General features: G+C 40.0%; 15 protein-coding genes. All 15 read right to left on the bottom strand.

What is annotated here, in order from left to right:
• Positions 1 to 11: 11 nt before the first annotated feature.
• The 15 genes from ligA to purC all read right to left on the bottom strand — a co-directional run bounded on the left by ligA (position 12) and on the right by purC (position 19,395).
• Positions 12 to 2,012 (bottom strand): NAD-dependent DNA ligase LigA, encoded by a 2,001-nt coding sequence (ligA, locus tag HF876_RS13380; protein WP_169360562.1) that lies wholly within the window; start codon positions 2,010 to 2,012, stop codon positions 12 to 14.
• Positions 2,013 to 2,034: 22 nt separating this feature from the next.
• Entirely contained in the window at positions 2,035 to 4,263 is a 2,229-nt protein-coding gene (gene pcrA / locus HF876_RS13375; protein WP_169360561.1) for a DNA helicase PcrA, read from the bottom strand.
• A gap of 70 nt (positions 4,264 to 4,333) precedes the next feature.
• Complete coding sequence (gene pcrB, locus HF876_RS13370) at positions 4,334 to 5,014, bottom strand: heptaprenylglyceryl phosphate synthase (RefSeq protein WP_169360560.1); 681 nt, start codon at positions 5,012 to 5,014, stop codon at positions 4,334 to 4,336.
• 549 nt (positions 5,015 to 5,563) lie between these two features.
• Positions 5,564 to 5,884, bottom strand: a complete 321-nt coding sequence (locus tag HF876_RS13365) for a YerC/YecD family TrpR-related protein (RefSeq protein ID WP_169360559.1) — start codon at positions 5,882 to 5,884, stop codon at positions 5,564 to 5,566.
• A gap of 25 nt (positions 5,885 to 5,909) precedes the next feature.
• On the bottom strand, positions 5,910 to 6,968 hold the full coding sequence (locus tag HF876_RS13360; protein WP_251556574.1) for a DUF3048 domain-containing protein: 1,059 nt from the start codon (positions 6,966 to 6,968) through the stop codon (positions 5,910 to 5,912).
• An 11-nt stretch (positions 6,969 to 6,979) separates the two neighbouring features.
• Positions 6,980 to 8,710, bottom strand: a complete 1,731-nt coding sequence (locus HF876_RS13355; RefSeq protein WP_169360558.1) for an adenine deaminase C-terminal domain-containing protein — start codon at positions 8,708 to 8,710, stop codon at positions 6,980 to 6,982.
• A 579-nt stretch (positions 8,711 to 9,289) separates the two neighbouring features.
• On the bottom strand, positions 9,290 to 10,549 hold the full coding sequence (gene purD / locus HF876_RS13350; protein ID WP_169360557.1) for a phosphoribosylamine--glycine ligase: 1,260 nt from the start codon (positions 10,547 to 10,549) through the stop codon (positions 9,290 to 9,292).
• Between the two features lie 17 nt (positions 10,550 to 10,566).
• On the bottom strand, positions 10,567 to 12,102 hold the full coding sequence (gene purH, locus HF876_RS13345; RefSeq protein ID WP_169360556.1) for a bifunctional phosphoribosylaminoimidazolecarboxamide formyltransferase/IMP cyclohydrolase: 1,536 nt from the start codon (positions 12,100 to 12,102) through the stop codon (positions 10,567 to 10,569).
• Positions 12,103 to 12,496: 394 nt separating this feature from the next.
• Positions 12,497 to 13,066, bottom strand: coding sequence for a phosphoribosylglycinamide formyltransferase (gene purN, locus HF876_RS13340; protein ID WP_169360555.1), 570 nt, complete (start codon positions 13,064 to 13,066; stop codon positions 12,497 to 12,499).
• On the bottom strand, positions 13,066 to 14,121 hold the full coding sequence (gene purM, locus HF876_RS13335; RefSeq protein ID WP_169360554.1) for a phosphoribosylformylglycinamidine cyclo-ligase: 1,056 nt from the start codon (positions 14,119 to 14,121) through the stop codon (positions 13,066 to 13,068). Before purM ends, purN begins: the two co-directional genes overlap by 1 nt.
• A gap of 11 nt (positions 14,122 to 14,132) precedes the next feature.
• The gene (gene purF / locus HF876_RS13330; RefSeq protein WP_169360553.1) at positions 14,133 to 15,554 is read right to left on the bottom strand and encodes an amidophosphoribosyltransferase; all 1,422 of its coding nucleotides are present in this window, start codon (positions 15,552 to 15,554) and stop codon (positions 14,133 to 14,135) included.
• Positions 15,530 to 17,761: a phosphoribosylformylglycinamidine synthase subunit PurL gene (purL, locus tag HF876_RS13325; protein ID WP_169360552.1), complete on the bottom strand. Its 2,232-nt coding sequence runs from the start codon at positions 17,759 to 17,761 to the stop codon at positions 15,530 to 15,532. Before purL ends, purF begins: the two co-directional genes overlap by 25 nt.
• Positions 17,745 to 18,431 carry a phosphoribosylformylglycinamidine synthase subunit PurQ gene (gene purQ / locus HF876_RS13320; RefSeq protein WP_169360551.1) on the bottom strand — a complete coding sequence of 229 codons (687 nt, stop codon included), beginning with the start codon at positions 18,429 to 18,431 and terminating at the stop codon, positions 17,745 to 17,747. The genes purL and purQ overlap by 17 nt, the downstream gene beginning before the upstream one ends.
• Positions 18,428 to 18,682 (bottom strand): phosphoribosylformylglycinamidine synthase subunit PurS, encoded by a 255-nt coding sequence (gene purS, locus HF876_RS13315; RefSeq protein ID WP_169360550.1) that lies wholly within the window; start codon positions 18,680 to 18,682, stop codon positions 18,428 to 18,430. The genes purQ and purS overlap by 4 nt, the downstream gene beginning before the upstream one ends.
• Positions 18,679 to 19,395, bottom strand: a complete 717-nt coding sequence (gene purC, locus HF876_RS13310; RefSeq protein ID WP_169360549.1) for a phosphoribosylaminoimidazolesuccinocarboxamide synthase — start codon at positions 19,393 to 19,395, stop codon at positions 18,679 to 18,681. The genes purS and purC overlap by 4 nt, the downstream gene beginning before the upstream one ends.
• Positions 19,396 to 19,427 lie beyond the last annotated feature (32 nt).

Here is a 19,427-nt window from a genome sequence, read left to right as displayed (position 1 = left end):
TTTAACTCCTTTTATCCTTCTAAATGGTCCAATAGCTTTTGCTCATCCCAGACTTCAATACCAAGACTAGTAGCCTTTTCTAGCTTAGATCCAGCATCCTCTCCTGCAATAACTAAGTCTGTTTTTTTACTTACACTGCCAGCTACATTACCACCTAATGATTCTATTTTTTCTTTTGCCTCTGGACGTGTCAATTGTGTGAGTTTCCCTGTTAAGACAACCGTTTTACCGGCAAATGGACTGTTTTCCATTGTAGCAGCATCAATAACCTTACCTGTGTATCTCATTGCTAATCCTGCTTCTTTTAATCGCTCAATTAGCTTTTGAACCTCTTCCTGTTCAAAATAAGTTACAAGAGAATCTGCCATCTTTTCACCAATTTCATGAATGCCAGTAATTTCATCTCGTGTAGCATGCATTAGTGCATCAAAATCTAGAAACTTTTCTGAAAGAATTTTTGCTGCCTTCTCACCAATATGGCGTATGCCCAATCCAAATAACACTCTCTCCATTGAATTGGATTTTGAAGTTGTAATAGCCTCGACAAGATTAGTAGCAGATTTCATACCCATTCGTTCTAGCTTTACCAAGTCCTCGATCGTAAGCTTATATAAGTCCGAAACATCCTTTATAAGTTCTTCTCTATAAAGCTGTTCTACAACCTTACCACCTAGACCTTCTATATTCATCGCATTGCGGGAAGCAAAGTGATAAATTCCTTCACGAATTTGAGCTGGACATTGCGGATTAACACATCGTAGAGCGACCTCTTCTTCAATACGTATCAGTTCACTATCACATGCAGGACAGTTTGTTGGCATTTCATAAGGGACTAGATTATCCTTTCTTTCTTGAAGGATTACTCCCACTACTTCTGGGATGATGTCCCCAGCTTTTCGAATGATTACTCGATCGCCTATTCGTATATCCTTTTCGCGAATAAGATCCTCGTTATGCAAGGAAGCTCTTTGTACTGTTGTACCTGCCACCTGTGCTGGTTCTAACAATGCAGTTGGAGTAACTACACCAGTTCGTCCCACTGTTAGGTCGATTCCAATTATCGTCGTAACTACCTCTTCAGCAGGGAATTTGTAGGCAATAGCAAAACGTGGACTTTTAGCTGTGAAGCCAAGCTCCTCTTGCTGCGAGTAATTATTCACCTTAATTACAATTCCATCTATTTCATAAGGAATATCATTTCTTTTGGTCGTCCATTCTTCAATAAAAGCCATAACCTCTTCAACGGAATGACATTCTCTCGTTTCGTTATTAGTAGGTAATCCTAGCTTTCTCATATACTTAAGTGCTTCCGAGTGATCGTCAATATTAAACTCTTCTCCGTCTCCCCCCATGCCATAAATGAACATGGACAAATTACGGCTTGCTGCAATTTTAGGATCTAGCTGACGCAAGGAACCAGCAGCTGCATTGCGCGGATTTGCAAATAATTCTAACCCATCTTCTGCTCGTTGTTCATTTAGCTTTAGGAAAGAAGATTTAGGCATATACGCCTCTCCTCTAGCCTCTAGCGTTACATTTTCCTGTAAACGTAAAGGGACAGCACGAATCGTTTTAATGTTACTTGTGATATCCTCACCTGTTGTTCCATCACCACGAGTTGCTCCACGAACGAGTTGTCCATTCTCGTATAAAAGTGAAACAGCAAGTCCGTCTATTTTTAGTTCACATACGTAGACCGGTGTCTCATCAATAATGTTTCGTATACGTTTGTCAAAATCCCTAATATCTTCTTCATTAAATGCATTGGATAAACTTAGCATTGGATTGGCATGGGTAACCTTTTTGAATCCTTCACTTATAGTTAAACCTACACGCTGAGTAGGAGAATCCGGGAAAATCAAGTCCGGATTTTCTTCCTCTAGTGCAATCAGCTCATGCAAATATTGATCATAAACAGCATCGGGTACTGTTGGTTTATCTAATACATAGTATGAGTAGCTATAGTCATGCAATATTTTATGAAGCTCTTTTACTCTTTCTAATTTATCCATCGATTTTCCTCCGCTAAGAAAATTATACTTTTTCAATCGGTGCATATTTAGCTAGTAATCGCTTGATCCCAGTCGGACTTGGGAAAGCAATATCAAGCTCTGTATTCTCACCATCGCCACGAACGCTGACAACCATACCTTCGCCCCATTTTTTGTGCGAAGCCTTGTCACCAACCTGCCAGCCTAAACGCTCTCCACCAGTAGACTGGTACGCCGGTCTAGACACAGCAGCACGTGGTACTGGTGCAATCACTTTTGCATCTCTATTTTTGTTTTTGCGGATATCTCTGGACCACCCAACAACCTCAATAATTTCATCTGAAATCTCCGCGATGAAACGTGAGGGACTGTTAAAGCTACTGCGTCCAAATATAGTTCGTGCTTGTGCACATGTGATAAATAATCTTTCCTCAGCACGAGTAATACCTACATATGCTAAGCGACGTTCTTCCTCCATCTCCTCGTCGTTTCCAATAGAGCGAGCATGTGGGAAAATATTTTCTTCCATTCCAATGATAAATACTACAGGAAACTCCAGTCCCTTAGCAGCATGCATTGTCATCAGGATAATGTTTCCCTGTGACTTGTCCTCATCTTCATCGAGCTTATCAATATCTGAAATGAGCGCCAAGTCTGTTAAAAATGCAACAAGGGATTTATCGTCACTTTTTTCTTCGAAGGCCTTGGTTACAGATAAAAACTCCTCGATATTCTCTAGACGGCTTTCTGCTTCAATTGTCTTTTCATTTTTTAGCATCGTTTTATAACCAGTTTTCTCTAATACCTGCTCCACAATTTCAGTTACCGACAGGAATTCCTGCATTTGAGTTAGGTTTTGAATGAGTCCATGGAAGCCAACTACAGAATTCACTGCTCTAGCAGGTAATCCCATGAAGTCTACCTCGTTTAAAGCGTCTAAAATGGAACGATCCTGTTCTATAGCATATCTCGCTATTCGGTCAAATGAGGTTGCTCCTATATTTCGCTTAGGCTCATTAATAATTCGAGCAAGTGATAAATCATCATCATTATTGGCGATCAGTCGTAGATAGGCAAGTAAGTCTTTAATCTCTTTCCGATCATAGAACTTGGTACCTCCAACAATCGTATAGGCCATGTTCGATTTAACGAGCACTTCCTCCATCACACGTGACTGGGCATTCGTTCGATATAAGATAGCAAAGTCGTTTAGCGTTCTGTTTTCTGTTTCTATTAGCTCTTGAATCTTTTGAACAACATATTGAGCTTCCTGCTGCTCTTCATTTGCACGGAACAACTCAATCTTTTCACCTTCAAGGTTTTCAGTTCGCAACACTTTTGGATAACGACTTTGGTTATTACAAATGACGTCATTTGCTGCTTTTAAGATTCTTTGAGATGACCGATAGTTTTGCTCCAGCATAATCACTTTCGCGTTTGGATAGTCCTTTTCAAAGGAAAGGATGTTTTGTATATCCGCTCCGCGCCAGCGATATATAGATTGATCGGAATCACCTACAACACAGATGTTTTTGAACTTGTTTGCAAGCATTTGAACTAGCTCGTATTGAGCCTTGTTCGTATCCTGGTATTCATCTACATGGATATACTGAAACTTATTTTGATAGTATTCCAATACATCCGGCACTCGCTTAAACAATGTCAAGGTAGTCATGATTAAATCATCGAAGTCTAGCGACTGGTTTTTTCTCAGACGTTTTTGATAGCCTTCATATACCTTTGCTACTGTTTTCTCAAAAGGATTGGAATCATTCATCTGAGACTTATATGTGTCTGCATCAATACATATATTTTTTGCACTACTAATAGCGTTCAGCATTGAGCGAGGATCATATTGTTTCGTATCAATATTCAAATCCTTCAAAATACCTTTAATAACTGTCAGCTGGTCAGAAGTATCTAATATAGAGAAACTTTTAGAATAACCAATTCGATCGATATCTCTTCTTAAAATACGTACACACATCGAGTGAAACGTAGAAACCCACATTCTTTCTCCAGTGCCTTCTCCTAAAATACTATTGATACGCTCTCGCATTTCACGGGCTGCTTTGTTGGTAAAGGTAATGGCCAATATTTTAGAAGGATAAACTTCCTTTTCCACGATTAAATAGGCTATGCGATGTGTTAGCACTCTTGTTTTACCAGATCCAGCTCCAGCCATAATCAGTAGTGGACCGTCAGTTGATTTCACTGCTTCCTCTTGCTCTTTATTCATCCCGTTTAATAGGGTTTTAGCTATAAGTTCCATACTTTACTACACTTCCTCTACAAGAACATTTGTTCTTTCTATTATACCCTTGGCTATCTATTTCCTCAATTCATTTTACTGCATTAACAGTTTTCAACGCTTCATTCAAATTATCGTAGATTTGGTTTCCTACAATAATGGTATGTGCAAAGGCAGCCATTTCGCGGGCTTGTGCTTCTGTTTTAATGCCCCCACCATAAAAGAGCTGGGTTTGTTTTAAACCAGATCTTACCTTGGCTACAGTTTGAACGTCACCATATTTTCCGCTGTATTCCATATAGAAGACAGGGAATTTAAACATATGCTCTACCATTTGAGCATAGGCAATTATATCATCGATTGTTTCAACTGGCTCCGCTTGTGTCAACTTAGCTGCCTTACAGTCAGGGTTTAAAATACAATAGCCTTCTGGGATTATTTCCTCCCAATTCATAACCTCACCAAACTCCTTTGTTGCCTTATGATGTAGGTCCTTCACCCATCTCGTATCGGTGCTGTTCAAAACACTAGGAATAAAATAAAAATCAAAACCAGGGGTTATACTATCTATCGTAGAAACTTCCAACGCTACCGGAACTGCGTATCTACGAATTCTCATTAATAGATCTATTACGTTGTCTAAGGTCACGCCATCAGAACCGCCAATAATAATAGCATCTGTTCCAGATTCGCATACCCTCTCTAATGCCTCAGAAGAAATCTCCTTCGCAGGGTCTAGCTTAAATATATGTCTCCACTCTTTATAATCCATTTTTTCACCTACACAATTGTTGTTTGATAACATTACTCCATTATACCAAAAATACCTGCTGACATCGCTCATAAGCCATGAGGAATCCAAATTTGTAATAAAAATTAGTTTTGTTAAAGTTATTGGTTGATTTTGATTAACATTTCTTTTTTTATAGTGACTGTATAAACTAAAAAAGTGTCATTCAACTGACTATTAAGAAAATAAATAGATTATGAATCGGGTTTGGTGACCGTTTTCGTCTTTTGTTAATGCGAGTAAATTTATAAGCACTTTATCGATGCATTAAAGCCGCTCCCATTTATTGATTGGAGCGCCAGACGGCGACTCCAGTGGGATGAGTGAGACAGATAAGACATCACAACCACGCGCGTAAGCGATGGGTGATGGCTTATCGCTCACCCCACGGAAAGCGTCCGGCTGGTGCGGAAATCAATTCTACTTTCTGATATAAAGATTTATTTGCATCATAAATCAACCCTCCCCTGGTACTTCTCTTAACAAACAAAAAAACTCTCCCGAATAAGTTTCGGAGAGAGCTCTTCTCTATTACTCTTTTCTATTTAACACTGGTTTCTCGTCTGGATATAATCTATCTAGCATTTCGTCATACGCATCATTGCCATAATCAAATGCTCGTCTAACACGTGAAATAGTAGCAGTGCTTGCACCAGTTTCTTTTTTAATAGATTCATAAGTTTTCTTTAAACGAAGCAAATGGGCTACTTCAAATCGCTGAGCAAGTGATTGAATTTCGCTAATCGTGCATAAGTCGTCAAAAAATCGATAGCACTCATCTATATCCTTTAACTGCAGAATAGCATTGAATAGTTGGTCTGTTTGTTTACCTTTAATTTTTTCAATCTGCAATGTATTCATTCCTTTCTTTAGTCGTTTACGGTATATACTTAACCATATTTTCTATCCCAGGATTTGTCGGAACAATACTAATCCATGTTTTCCCTTGAACTAGCTTTGCTGGTACACCATTATCCATAGGGACCAATATGCCCTCTATATTTTTCCACTCTATTTCCTTCATAATACCGGCTTGGAAAAGATATGCTTTTCCTCCATTAGCTAATGTTAACTGCTGACGCCCAGAATTATCAATGGTTTTATGTGGGATTTCCATAAAAATAAGATTTGAAAGTTTTACAGGAGTCTCGTTTTCCTTATCGGTTGTAAGCACTCCAGCAGACTTTCTTTCGTAAATCCCTTCGTCTGAAACATAATTATATTCGTTCTCAAAGCTAGTACCATTCCCGTAGCGAATAGTTATATTGGAAGCTGGATTTCCAATCTTCGCACCATCTATAGATTCTAAGAAAGAGAAGGTCGGTATTTTGTTCAATTCCATTGAAGCCCCTACTCGTTCTGCTCCAGCTAAAATATTCTCACCTGAAATATAAGAATTATGTGGTGCTTTTCTTTCTTTTGAACGCTTAAAGTAGATTCCATCATACTGCATACCGTTTATATTATCTACTACTCTAGCGTTTAACATTTTCTGTGCATCTGGACTATAGCCATGCGCCACATAAAAGGCATCTAACCCCTTGGATAGCTCTACAAAGTAATCTCTAGCACTTCTAACTGGTCCAATATTATCTGGAATCTCACTTTGAAAAACCGCCAAAAATCGAGTAACATTTCCCTCTGCAATGACTTCATAAACTAGATCTGCTTGAGATATCCCAGATTGCGGTCGTGCTTGTGGATGATTATTGATAGTTACCATAACTGGTCTTTGCTTTAGCTCTTCTTCTGATCCAACCCCAGTAAATGGAGCATTGAACGGCAAGACTGTCGGTTCCTCTTCAATTATTTCAGCCACACTCTCCTCTACCTCTTCTTTAATATCTTCAGCAACTACTTCCTCTATTACTGCTTCCTTTGAACACCCTGAAAGTAAAACACAAACAACAGCAATCATTCCCCATTTTTTTAACACGCTAAAGCCTCCTACCTCATTACTGCTGGAAATAAAACCTTCTTCTTCATCACATCGAATATCCCTTTTTGAGTTACACGGACATACGGCAAATGAGTAGATTGTAAAAACAGCAGTGTGTATATAGCATCCCCATGCTTAAATCCTCTATTAGCTAGTTCTCTCTTTAACACTATCTCTTCTTCTATAAGCTCTTCCATTGGCTTATCAGAAAGCCCTCCACCTATTGGAAGACTGATTGAACAGACAACCTGGTCATCTTCTACAATGACGATCCCGCCGTTCATTTTCTTCATTTCATCAAAGGCCTGCATCATACTTTTTTTACTCTTCCCAATCAATAATATATCCCCAGTATTCGAATAGGAAGAAGCAAATCCCATTAAGGACGTTGCGAAGCCTTTGATTAAAGTAGATACTTTCCACTTACCATTTCTATCTATAAGTAGCAGGAAGCTTTGGTCGTGACTTTGAGACAATTCATTGTCCGTTGTATCAACACTAATAGAATAAGGCTTAGTAATGACGTCATTCACCATTTCAATACCAAATGGCATCGAGAATTGAAAATCGCTATCCGTTAAATCGAAGTCTAGCTGAAGCGGCGGCATATTAGACCAATCTACCTCTTCTAATCCACGAACTTTTTCTCCGTCTTTTCTTAACCATACTCCTTTTGATAAAACGGCGATTGGGACAGGATTTCGCTCGTCCTCTAGGAAATTCAATGTTGCAAGTCTACCTGTTGCAATAACACCATGTAAATTTGAAAGATTATAGTACTTTGCAACGTTAAATGACGCCATCAAGTACGCATCAATCGGATCTACACCTGCATCTAATGCTACCTGGATACATTTGTCCATTACACCGTCAGTATGAAAAGATGGTGTCGAACCATCTGTAGTCATCATTAAATGATCAAAGATACGTAGATCCTTCTCTAAAATATCCTTTAGTAGGTTTGGTAAATCTGGACGAATGGAAGAATGACGTAAGGTAACTGCATAACCATGCAGTATCCGTCTTTCTACTTCCTCGATTGTCATAGACTCATGGTCACCGTCTGCCCCTAATAATCTCATTCTAGCAAGTGTTTTCTCGGATGCACCAGGAAAATGTCCTTCGATTTTCATTCCTTTGGTTTTAGCCTGCTGAAGCCAATACAGCATCTGGTCATCTCCGGATAGTAATCTAGGCCATCCCGTCAGCTCACCACCCATAATGACATCCGGTCGATTGATCCATTCTCCTACTGTTTTGGAGTTAAAAAGTTGCTCTTCATTTTCTAATTCTGTTTGGGAATCAAATCGAGCCCACCAATAAAAAGAAAAGGGTAATTTTTTTAACTCATCCATTATTGAAAACGCTTTCTTATTTTCAAGCATCAGGAAAAGGATTAAATTATCTGATATAAATGTTGTGGTTCCAAGCTGTGAAGCGTAATCTGCAAATGTTTGTGGATTATAAAGCTGGAATGGATGTACATGGGGTTCAATATAACCAGGTACAATCTTTTGCCCCGCAGCATCGTATACTTCAGTTTCATCCGTAATTAGAGGTGTTTCAGACCCAGAATAAACAATGCGGTCTTTGACAATCCAAATGTTTCCACTTATCCACTTTTTCAAATGGCTATGTAAGTAAGTAGCATTCTTAATAAGAATGTCGGGTGCTTTTGTACCGTTGACCACTTCTATTTGATGCCTTATATGTTCGATTTTCCATATTGGATAATGCATGTAACCCTTCTCCTTCCCGTATATTCTATTCATAAAAATAATACTAGCACAGTACTTTAGTAAATCAAAGTGTTGAATTATATTTTTTGTAAATTCTGATAAACAAATAGGTAAATTTATCTGCTACTATATTTATCGACCGAATAATCTCTATTTTAAAGACAAGTAAAGTTTGCATATGATAGTTTAGAATATCTATTGCATAGCCTTCTCTTATATAATAGTCTCCTTAAAGGAAATTATGATAAATTTTAAAAAGGTCATTGTTTAGAACTAACACGTGATGGCAGATTCCCACTTATCTAGCGAATAATTTTTTGTGGTGTGAGCGATAAGCAAGCTCTACTTAAGGCCCGCCTGTCGCTTCAATCATACGTATATAGGAAATAAAGATCCGACTTAGTATCACTTTCAAAGTCCATTAGCTTCTCTAAACTAAAACAAGTGGTTAAATGTTCCATTTTGCTATTATTAGGTATTATCACTTAATGAAACATTACCTTCCGTGAGAAGTACAATCTGTTCTCGCACATTTCTAAAAAAAGAATGTCCAAGCTTATACCGGACATTCTTTACAAATTATTTAAATGTTCGCCAACCAATATCGGTTCTATAGAATAAACCATTCCACTCTGTTTTAGATAGCTTTTCATAGACACTTTGCTGTGCAGCCTTTAAGGTTGCTTCTTTTCCCGCTACTAATAAGACACGACCACCGTTTGCTACTAGCTCACCATCCTGCAACTTCGTACCTGCATGGAATATGTGTAGTCCCTCTTCAGTCAAATAATCTAAATTAGGAATCACTGCACCCTTTGCCGGATTCATTGGATATCCCTCAGCAGCAATTACTACACCTAACATTGCCTCGTCGGACCATTCTACATGATAAGACGTTCCTTCCATCAACGCTTCCATAAATTCACCAAAATCACTCTTCATTCTAGGAAGAACTACTTGAGTTTCAGGATCTCCAAAACGAGCATTAAATTCGATAACTTTTGGACCTTCCTTTGTCAGGATAAGACCAGCATATAAAATACCTGTGAAAGGATAACCTTCTGCAGTCATTGCTTGAACGGTTGGTTCCACAATCGTTTGGTAAGCAGTCTCTATTACGTCCTTAGAGATTTGTGGCACAGGGGAATATGCACCCATCCCTCCGGTGTTCGGGCCTTCATCCCCATCGAAAGCACGTTTATGATCCTGTGCTATTACCATTGGATAAATAGCCCCGTTATGGACAAAGGACATATATGAAAATTCTTCTCCATCTAAAAACTCTTCTATAACAACACGAGAGGAAGATTCTCCAAACAATTGGTTACCAATCATGTCCTCTACTGCGGCTGTCGCCTCTTCAACCGACATCGCAACTACTACGCCTTTCCCAGCAGCAAGACCATCCGCCTTCACAACAATTGGAGCTCCAAGACGTTCAATATATTCTTTTGCTTTGTCTACCTCTGTAAATGTTTCATAAGCAGCTGTTGGGATTTTGTATTTGTCCATTAATTCTTTTGCAAAAGTTTTACTTCCTTCAATTTGTGCGGCAGCCTTCGTTGGGCCAAATATACGTAAGCCTTGACCTTCGAAGAAATCTACAATCCCTTCTGCAAGAGGCTGTTCTGGTCCGACAAACGTTAAATCAATCTTGTTTTCTTTTGCGAAATTGGCTAACTCGTCAAAAGCTAACGTATCAATCGGAACAATTTGAACGTCCTTTTCCATCCCTGCGTTCCCAGGTGCTACAAACACTTTCTGAACAGACGGAGATAGATGGAACTGCTTAGCAATAGCATGTTCTCTCCCTCCACTACCAATAACAAGAATATTCATGAATGTGGGAAGCCTCCTTAATGTTTAAAATGGCGCACGCCAGTAAATACCATCGCAATTCCATACTCGTTAGCTTTATCAATTGAATCCTGGTCTTTCACAGATCCACCAGTTTGAATAATTGCTGTAACACCAGCTTTGGCAGCTGCCTCTACCGTATCATTCATAGGGAAGAAAGCATCTGATGCAAGACTAGCTCCTTTTGCAAGATCACCTGCTTGTTCAAGAGCGATTTTAGCAGATCCTACACGGTTCATCTGGCCTGCTCCTACACCTACTGTCATTTCTTCATTCGCTACCACGATGGCGTTAGATTTAACATGCTTTACTACATTCCATCCCAATGTCATCGATTTCCATTCTTCCTCTGTAGGCTGACGTTCTGTAACTACTCGAACATCTGCATCCTTTAACCCGTAAGTATCTGGAGATTGTATTAATAATCCACCCTCTACTGAGACCGTATTCCATTTGTCTTTTTTCGTTTGCTCATAGGAAATAGTTAAAAGACGAATGTTCTTCTTAGCAGTTAGCATTGCAATGGCTTCCTCGGAGAAGGACGGAGCAATAATAATCTCTAAGAAAATGCCTGCTAATGTTTTAGCAGTAGTAGCATCCACTTCACGGTTTAAAGCCACAATTCCTCCAAAAATAGATGTAGAATCTGCTTCATAAGCTTTTTGGAATGCCTCGGAAATTGTGTTTCCTGTACCTACTCCACATGGATTCATATGCTTCACAGCAACTGCAGCTGGCAATTCAAATTCCTTAACAATTTGGATAGCAGCATTTGCATCTTGGATATTGTTATAAGAAAGCTCCTTACCGTGTAATTGCTTAGCAGATGCGATCGAGAAATCAGAACCAAGTGGGCGTTTGTAGAATGCAGCCTGTTGATGAGGATTTTCTCCATAACGCAAAGCTTGCTTACGCTCATATGTAAGAGTTAATAGCTCAGGGAATTCTTCTCCCGTAAGATTTGTCATATAATCTGCGATTAACGCATCATAAGCTGCTGTGTGACGGAATACTTTAGCTGCAAGTCTACGACGTGTTTCAATAGTAGTTTCTCCAGTTTCTTTTAGCTGACTTAACACTTCTTCGTAATCAGTTGTATCAGTAACTACTGTTACATACTGATGATTTTTAGCTGCTGAGCGTAGCATAGACGGTCCACCAATATCGATGTTTTCAATAGCATCTTCAAATGCTACATCAGGTTTTGAAATAGTTTCACGGAAAGGATAAAGGTTTACGCAAACCACTTGGATTGGGGTTATGTTATGTTCTTCTAATTGAGCTTGGTGAGAGGGATCATCATGCTTTGCTAGTAATCCACCGTGAATCATTGGGTTTAATGTTTTTACTCGACCATCCAAAATCTCTGGAAAATTAGTTACTTGGTCAACAGAGGTAATAGCAACTCCATTTTTCTCTAAAAATGATTTGGTACCTCCAGTTGATAAAATTTCATACCCAAGCTGTTCCAGCTCTTTTGCAAACTCAAGAATTCCTGATTTATCAGATACACTGATTAACGCACGTTTAGACACAATAATTCCTCCTAATTTTTTGAAAAATCGATATTAAATATTTAAATGAAAAGTACGGGGGTAGCTCCACAGCAATTGTAAATTATTCGTTAGCCCCTCTAGTGAAAGTTAAATATGTTAAGTTTCATGCATAACATAAAATAAAGGATTAATTTAACTTTGCCCTTCTAATTTCCCTACCTGCACTACATGTGATTAAAGCTGTAGGCGGCGACTCCAGTGGGAAGAGTGAGACAGATAAGACATCCCAACCACGCGCGTAAGCGACGGGGGATGGCTTATCGCTCACCCCACGGAAAGCGTCCGCCGAAAGCGCAAATCTGTGATCTATTGGTCCTAATTTTTAAATAAGTTATCTTTCCATAAGCTCTATGCTGGCAGAAAGCAAGGTCGGCTAGCTCCACAGCTGTTGCAAGGCCTTTACGTATAATTCATGCTCTACTGCATGAATTCTTTCCTCAGTCTTCTCTCGGTCATCAGCAACAACCTCTACTGCACATTGAGATAATATAGGTCCAGTGTCCATGCCAGCATCTACTAAATGTACAGTAACTCCTGTAACCTTCACTCCATGCTCCATCGCTTGACCGATAGCGTCTTTTCCAGGGAAGGCGGGTAACAAGGAAGGATGAATATTAACTATACGATTCGGATATGCATCCAGTAACACATTGCCAACCAATCTCATGTAACCAGCAAGCACTAGCCATTCTACCTGTAACTCTTGTAATTCGTTTAAAATATCCTGCTCATAAGCTTCCTTTGTAGAAAAATCGGATGGCTTACATATTAGCGTTTCAATTCCTACTGCCTTTGCACGATCCACAACATATGCATCTGGTCTGTTTGTTACAACTAAGACGGGTTCACCTACCAGCTTACCCGTCCTAACCGCATCATAGATTGCTTGAAAATTAGTGCCGCTTCCTGAAGCGAAGACGGCAAACTTTGGACCTGTACTCATTACACTAAACTCCCGTCATGTGTTCCGTTGAATAGTACGCCTTCCCCTTTTACCACACGACCGATTGTGTATGCTTTTTCTCCATGAGTCTCAGCTATAGCAATCGCCTTTTCTGCCTCTTCCTCAGTTAAAGCTAGTACAAAGCCAATTCCCATATTAAATACATTATAAAGATCTCTATCAGTCAGCTGCCCCTTTTCCTTGAGGAATTGGAATATCGGTAGCACTTCCCAAGAACCAAGATCTATTTCAGTTGCCAACCCTTCTGGCATCATACGTGGGAGGTTTTCATAGAATCCTCCGCCAGTTACATGTGCCATACCATGGATGTTTAATTGCTGATGTAACTCCATTACTGGTTTTGCATAAATCTTAGTAGGAGTTAAGAGAGCCTTGCCAATTTCTCCAAGGTCCTCAAAACCCTCCACTATCGTATCTGTTGTATACCCTTGCTCTTCAAATACTATTTTACGTACAAGAGAATATCCATTGGAATGAACACCACTAGAGGCTATACCAACTAATACATCTCCTTCGCTAATCTGCTCACCTGTTACTATTTTTGCTTTTTCACAAGCACCAACAGCAAACCCCGCTAAATCGTACTCATTCTCTTCATAAAGCCCTGGCATTTCTGCCGTTTCTCCGCCTATTAAGGCTGCACCAGACTGAACACATCCATCTGCAACGCCCTTTACAATTTGTTCGATACGAGTTGGTACTGCCTTACCTACCGCTACATAATCTAAGAAGAATAAAGGCTCTGCTCCTTGTGCAGCGATGTCATTTACACACATAGCAACACAATCGATACCAATTGTGTCGTGACTGTCCATCATAAAGGCAAGCTTAAGCTTTGTTCCTACACCATCAGTCCCAGAGATTAAGACTGGTTCTTTATAATTTAAAGAAGATAAGTCGAACATTCCTCCAAAGCCACCAAAAGTACCCATGATTCCTTTTCTAGCTGTACGTTCGACATGTGATTTCATGCGTTCAACTGCTTCATAGCCAGCTTCAATATTTACACCAGCTTTTTCATATGCTTTTGACATCTATAATCCTCCTATCGAACAAGCTCTTTTTCATGTGGTAATTTTGTGTCTGGAAATATATCTGTTGGGTATTCTCCAGTAAAGCAGGCTAAGCAATGACCACAATTTTTTTCACCGTCTGGTCTGCCAATAGCTTCTACCATTCCCTCCACCGATAAGAAGGAAAGGGAATCTGCACCAATCAATTCACGCATTTCTTCAATAGAATTATTTGCTGCAATCAGTTCAGAATCAGAACTAATATCTATCCCATAAAAGCATGGATTCTTTAAAGGAGGAGAACTAATAACTACGTGAACCTCTGTCGCTCCTGCCTCCTTTAGCATATTTACAATTCTTCTAGAGGTAGTTCCACGAACGATAGAGTCATCAACCATAACCACACGCTTGCCTTTCACGACTTGACGAACTGGTGATAGCTTCATCTTAACTCCACGCTCACGTAAGTCCTGCGATGGCTGGATAAACGTTCGGCCAACATAACGGTTTTTGATCAGACCTAGCTCATACGGAATACCCGTTGATTCTGAAAATCCTATTGCTGCAGAAATACTGGAGTCTGGGACACCTGTTACCACATCTGCATCGATGAATACTTCATTTGCTAGTTGCTTTCCTAAACGCTTTCTTGCCATATGAATATTTATGCCATCTATATCAGAGTCCGGGCGAGAAAAGTAGACATACTCCATTGTACATATCGCACGGTCCTTTTTTTCAATATAACGTTCCGAACGACAACCTTCGTCATTAATAATTAAAAGCTCTCCTGGATGGATAGAGCGTACTAGCTCTGCTCCGATTAAATCGAAGGCACTTGTTTCAGAAGCCACTACCCAAGCATCGTCTAATTTCCCTAGGGAAAGAGGACGCATGCCTTGCGGATCCTGTGCGACTAGCATGCCATCCTCGGTCAGAATGATGAAGGCAAAGGCTCCTTCTAGTAATCGAAGAGATTGCTTTGCACGCTCTTCAAAGGAGGGTAACTTACTCTTTTTTAATAAGTGAGCAAGCACTTCTGTATCTGAAGTCGTTTGAAAAATACTTCCTTGCTGCTCTAGGTTACGCTTCAAACGAGTAGCATTGACGATGTTACCATTGTGCGCAATGGCTAAGCTGCCTGTCGTAGAATTGAATAGTAAAGGCTGTACATTCTCAAGTCCAGATCCTCCTGCTGTTGCATAACGAACATGAGCAATAGCCGAGTGCCCTTCCAGCTGCTCCAGCTTTCCATTATTAAACACGTCATTCACAAGGCCTTCGCCTTTAACCGCGCGTAAGGATTTGCCATCAGTTACAACGATCCCTGCACCCTCCTGTCCTCGGTGCTGTAATGCATGCAGTCCATAATAACTCATGGCCGCTGGCTGGGTGTGACCCCAAATACCAAACACACCACATTCTTCATTTAAGCCTCTGATTTCAGCAAGCATGGTATGGCTCCTTTCCAAGCGGAACGGAATTCGTCAACAGAACCGCTGATCCATGTAGTTCCGTCTTCTTGAGAGATTACTAGATTATTTGTATCAGTTACCTGACCAATTTTCACAGCATCTTCTACAATTGCTTCAAACTGATCAGCATCCTCTGGCTTGATCGTCACGATGAAACGAGATTGGGATTCACTGAATAAAGTCGTTACTGCGGAACCTTGAACCGTCACTTCTACTCCAAGACCTTTAGCGCCAAATGCTTTTTCAGCTAATGCTACTGCAAAGCCACCCTCTGCGATATCGTGGGCTGACTGTACTAAACCAGCTTGAATAGCTGATAATAAGGCTTGTTGGCGAGCTGCTTCTACCTCTAAATCAATGGAAGGTGCTTGACCAAAAATGCGACCTTCAACTAATTTTTGTAGCTCCGATCCACCGAATTCTGTTTTAGTGTCACCTATCAAATAAACGAGATCTTCCGCTTGCTTAACAAATTGAGTTGTTACATGAGCCAAATCCTCTACTAATCCTACAAGACCAATGGTTGGTGTTGGATAAACGGCTGTTCCACTTCTTTCATTATAAAGGGACACATTTCCTCCAATTACCGGTGAGTCTAAGGCGATACACGCAGCAGCTATCCCTTCTGCTGACTGATCTAACTGCCAGAAGATTTCCGGGTTTTCAGGGTTACCGAAATTCAGACAATCAGTAATTGCCAATGGCTTAGCTCCTGAACACACTACATTACGTGCTGCCTCTGCCACTGCAATTTTCCCTCCGGCTACTGGATCTAAGTAAATATAGCGAGAGTTGCAATCTGTCGTCATAGCAAGGCCTTTATTTGTCCCACGAACACGTACAACTGCTGCATCGGAACCAGGAGTAACTACTGTACTAGTTCTAACCTGATAGTCATATTGATCGTACACCCATTCCTTTGAAGCAATTGTAGGCTGTTGAAGAAGCTTTAAAAGCGTTTCGTTATAGTCCGTTACTACAGGTTCTTTGTTTTCCATAGCTTGGAATTCTGTGTAATAAGCAGGAATCTTAGAAGGCTTATGATAAACCGGTGCTTCCTCAGCAAGTGCATCTGCTGGAACCTCGGCTACAATCTCGCCATTATGAAGAAGGCGAAGCATTTTATCATTTGTTACCTTACCTACAGCAACACAATCTAGACCATACTTTTCAAAAACCTCAACGATTTCTTCTTCACGGCCCTTTTTAACAACAATTAGCATGCGTTCCTGTGATTCAGATAGCATCATTTCATAGGCAGTCATACCAGTTTCGCGCTGTGGAACAAAGTCTAAGTTCATCTCTACTCCGTGCCCAGCTTTTGAAGCCATTTCTGCCGAGGAAGAAGTTAAACCAGCTGCTCCCATGTCTTGAATCCCGATAATTGCATCCGATTTAATAACCTCTAGACATGCTTCTAATAAAAGCTTTTCCATAAATGGATCCCCTACTTGAACTGCAGGACGCTTTTCTTCAGAAGCTTCCGTCAATTCTTCCGAGGCGAATGTCGCACCATGAATTCCATCACGTCCTGTTTTTGCTCCAGCATACATCACTGTATTACCTTCACCAGCTGCTATTCCTTTTTGGATATCCTCATGGTTGATTAAACCGACACACATAGCATTTACTAGTGGGTTACCCTCGTAACAGTCATCAAACTGAATTTCTCCGCCAACTGTTGGAATACCAATACAGTTACCATAGCCAGCAATACCTGCCACTACTTCTTCAAACAAATATTTAACGCGTGGTGTTTTTAGTTCACCAAATCGCAAAGAATTTAACATAGCAATTGGACGTGCTCCCATTGAAAAGACATCTCGAATAATTCCGCCTACTCCTGTTGCAGCTCCTTGATAAGGCTCGATTGCAGAGGGATGGTTATGCGATTCCATTTTAAAAACTACAGCCTGCCCATCACCAATGTCGACAATACCTGCACCCTCTCCTGGCCCTTGTAAAACTTGAGGTCCCTTTGTAGGGAATTTACGTAGAACTGGCTTAGAATTTTTATAAGAGCAGTGCTCCGACCACATAACAGAGAATAAACCAGTCTCTGTATAATTAGGCAGTCTTCCTAGGATTTTTTCCACCATCGCAAATTCTTCATCGGACATTCCCATTTGAGCATATAGCTTTTGTTCTTTAATCTGCTCCGCATTCGGTTCAAGCATGACTGACATGAGATTCCCTCCACTGTTTCAAAATAGATTTGAATAATGCTAATCCATCACTTCCACCCATCATTTCGCTTACAGCGCGCTCTGGGTGAGGCATCATCCCAAGTACATTTCCTCTTTCGTTTACAATACCTGCAATATCTTCTATGCTTCCATTTGGATTGTCAGAAGCATAGGTAAAGACAATTTGGTTGTTTTCCTTTAGTGACATCAATGTTAGTTCATCACAATAATAATTACCTTCTCCGTGGGCAATCGGGATCTGAATCACATCATTCTTCTTATAAGCAGAGGTAAATTGGGTTTCATTATTTACTACTCTTAAGTCAACCGTGCGACACATAAATTTCAAATCTTTGTTGCGCAATAAGGCTCCAGGTAATAGCCCCGCCTCTGTCAGCACTTGAAAGCCATTACAAACACCTAGAACTGGCTTACCAGCTTCTGCAGCCTTCACCACTTCAGACATAATATTTGAGAAGCGAGAAATGGCACCACAACGTAGGTAGTCACCATAAGAGAACCCACCTGGCAGTAAAATGGCATCAAATTTGCTTAAATCCTTCTCATCATGCCAAACGTATTCTACTTCTTCGCCAAGCTCATCTTTAATCGCATGGTACATATCTAAATCACAATTGGATCCTGGAAATACGATGACAGCGAACTTCATTTGCTGACAGCCTCCTCCACCTCATAGCGATAATCTTCGATTACTGTATTCGTTAAAAGCTTTTCACACATCTCTCTTATCATTGCATCTAAATCACGTGTTCCTTCTTCTATTTGGAGCTCCAGATATTTACCAATTCTCACGTCCGTAACTTCTTTGTATTCCATAGAATGTAGTGCACCCATTACTGCACTCCCTTGTGGATCTAATACACTTTCACGAAGTGTCACATATACTTTAACTTTTTTCATTTTGATAGTCCTCCTAGACGGGAAAGTATAATCTCATAAACCTCTGTTAAGCTTCCTAAATTGCGTCTGAACACGTCTTTATCTAGTTTTTGGTTTGTTTCCTTGTCCCAAAGTCGACAAGTATCCGGAGAGATTTCATCGGCAAGCAAAATAGAACCGTCAGCTGTTTTACCAAACTCTAATTTGAAATCTACTAAAGTAACACCAATATCAGAGAATATTGGGAGAAGCACTTGGTTAACCTTAAGTGCCATCGTTTGAAGCGTATCTATTTCTTCAGAAGAAGCAATTTCCAATAAATCTAAATGTGCATTTGTTAAAAGTGGGTCACCAAGCTCGTCATCCTTTAGATAAAACTCAACAATTGGATGTTTTAGAAGGGTCCCCTCTTCCAAACCAAGTCTCTTAGAAAGACTTCCGGCAGCTATATTTCTTACAACAACCTCAAGCGGGATAATCTCTACTTTCTTTACCAGTTGGTCATTTTCAGAAAGCTGCTCAATAAAATGAGATTCAATCCCATACTTCTTTAGCTGTTCGAAAAGAATAGTAGTAATTTTGTTATTTAATATGCCCTTACCATTGATTTCTGCCTTCTTCTCTCCGTTAAATGCAGTTGCACTATCCTTATATGTAACGTAGAGAACCTCTTCGTTCTCCGTTACATATAATCTTTTTGCTTTACCTTCGTATAATAGATCGCCTTTTATCACGATAGTTTCCCCCATATAATCAGATATGTCTT

Source organism: Psychrobacillus sp. BL-248-WT-3 (assembly GCF_012843435.1).
In the GTDB taxonomy this organism is placed as follows: Bacteria; Bacillota; Bacilli; order Bacillales_A; family Planococcaceae; genus Psychrobacillus.
Note: the sequence above shows the minus strand (reverse complement) of the source record. Positions and strands in the feature narration are given on the sequence as shown.

What these genes read in the sequence shown, in the direction of transcription:
- purL (WP_169360552.1), bottom strand. Translation starts at nt 17,761, where the DNA reads ATGTCAGTCATGCTTGAACCGAATGCGGAGCAGATTAAAGAACAAAAG.
- HF876_RS13355 (WP_169360558.1), bottom strand. Translation starts at nt 8,710, where the DNA reads ATGCATTATCCAATATGGAAAATCGAACATATAAGGCATCAAATAGAA.
- ligA (WP_169360562.1), bottom strand. Translation starts at nt 2,012, where the DNA reads ATGGATAAATTAGAAAGAGTAAAAGAGCTTCATAAAATATTGCATGAC.
- pcrB (WP_169360560.1), bottom strand. Translation starts at nt 5,014, where the DNA reads ATGGATTATAAAGAGTGGAGACATATATTTAAGCTAGACCCTGCGAAG.
- purM (WP_169360554.1), bottom strand. Translation starts at nt 14,121, where the DNA reads ATGTCAAAAGCATATGAAAAAGCTGGTGTAAATATTGAAGCTGGCTAT.
- purF (WP_169360553.1), bottom strand. Translation starts at nt 15,554, where the DNA reads ATGCTTGCTGAAATCAGAGGCTTAAATGAAGAATGTGGTGTGTTTGGT.
- purD (WP_169360557.1), bottom strand. Translation starts at nt 10,549, where the DNA reads ATGAATATTCTTGTTATTGGTAGTGGAGGGAGAGAACATGCTATTGCT.
- pcrA (WP_169360561.1), bottom strand. Translation starts at nt 4,263, where the DNA reads ATGGAACTTATAGCTAAAACCCTATTAAACGGGATGAATAAAGAGCAA.
- purS (WP_169360550.1), bottom strand. Translation starts at nt 18,682, where the DNA reads ATGAAAAAAGTTAAAGTATATGTGACACTTCGTGAAAGTGTATTAGAT.
- purQ (WP_169360551.1), bottom strand. Translation starts at nt 18,431, where the DNA reads ATGAAGTTCGCTGTCATCGTATTTCCAGGATCCAATTGTGATTTAGAT.
- purN (WP_169360555.1), bottom strand. Translation starts at nt 13,066, where the DNA reads ATGAGTACAGGTCCAAAGTTTGCCGTCTTCGCTTCAGGAAGCGGCACT.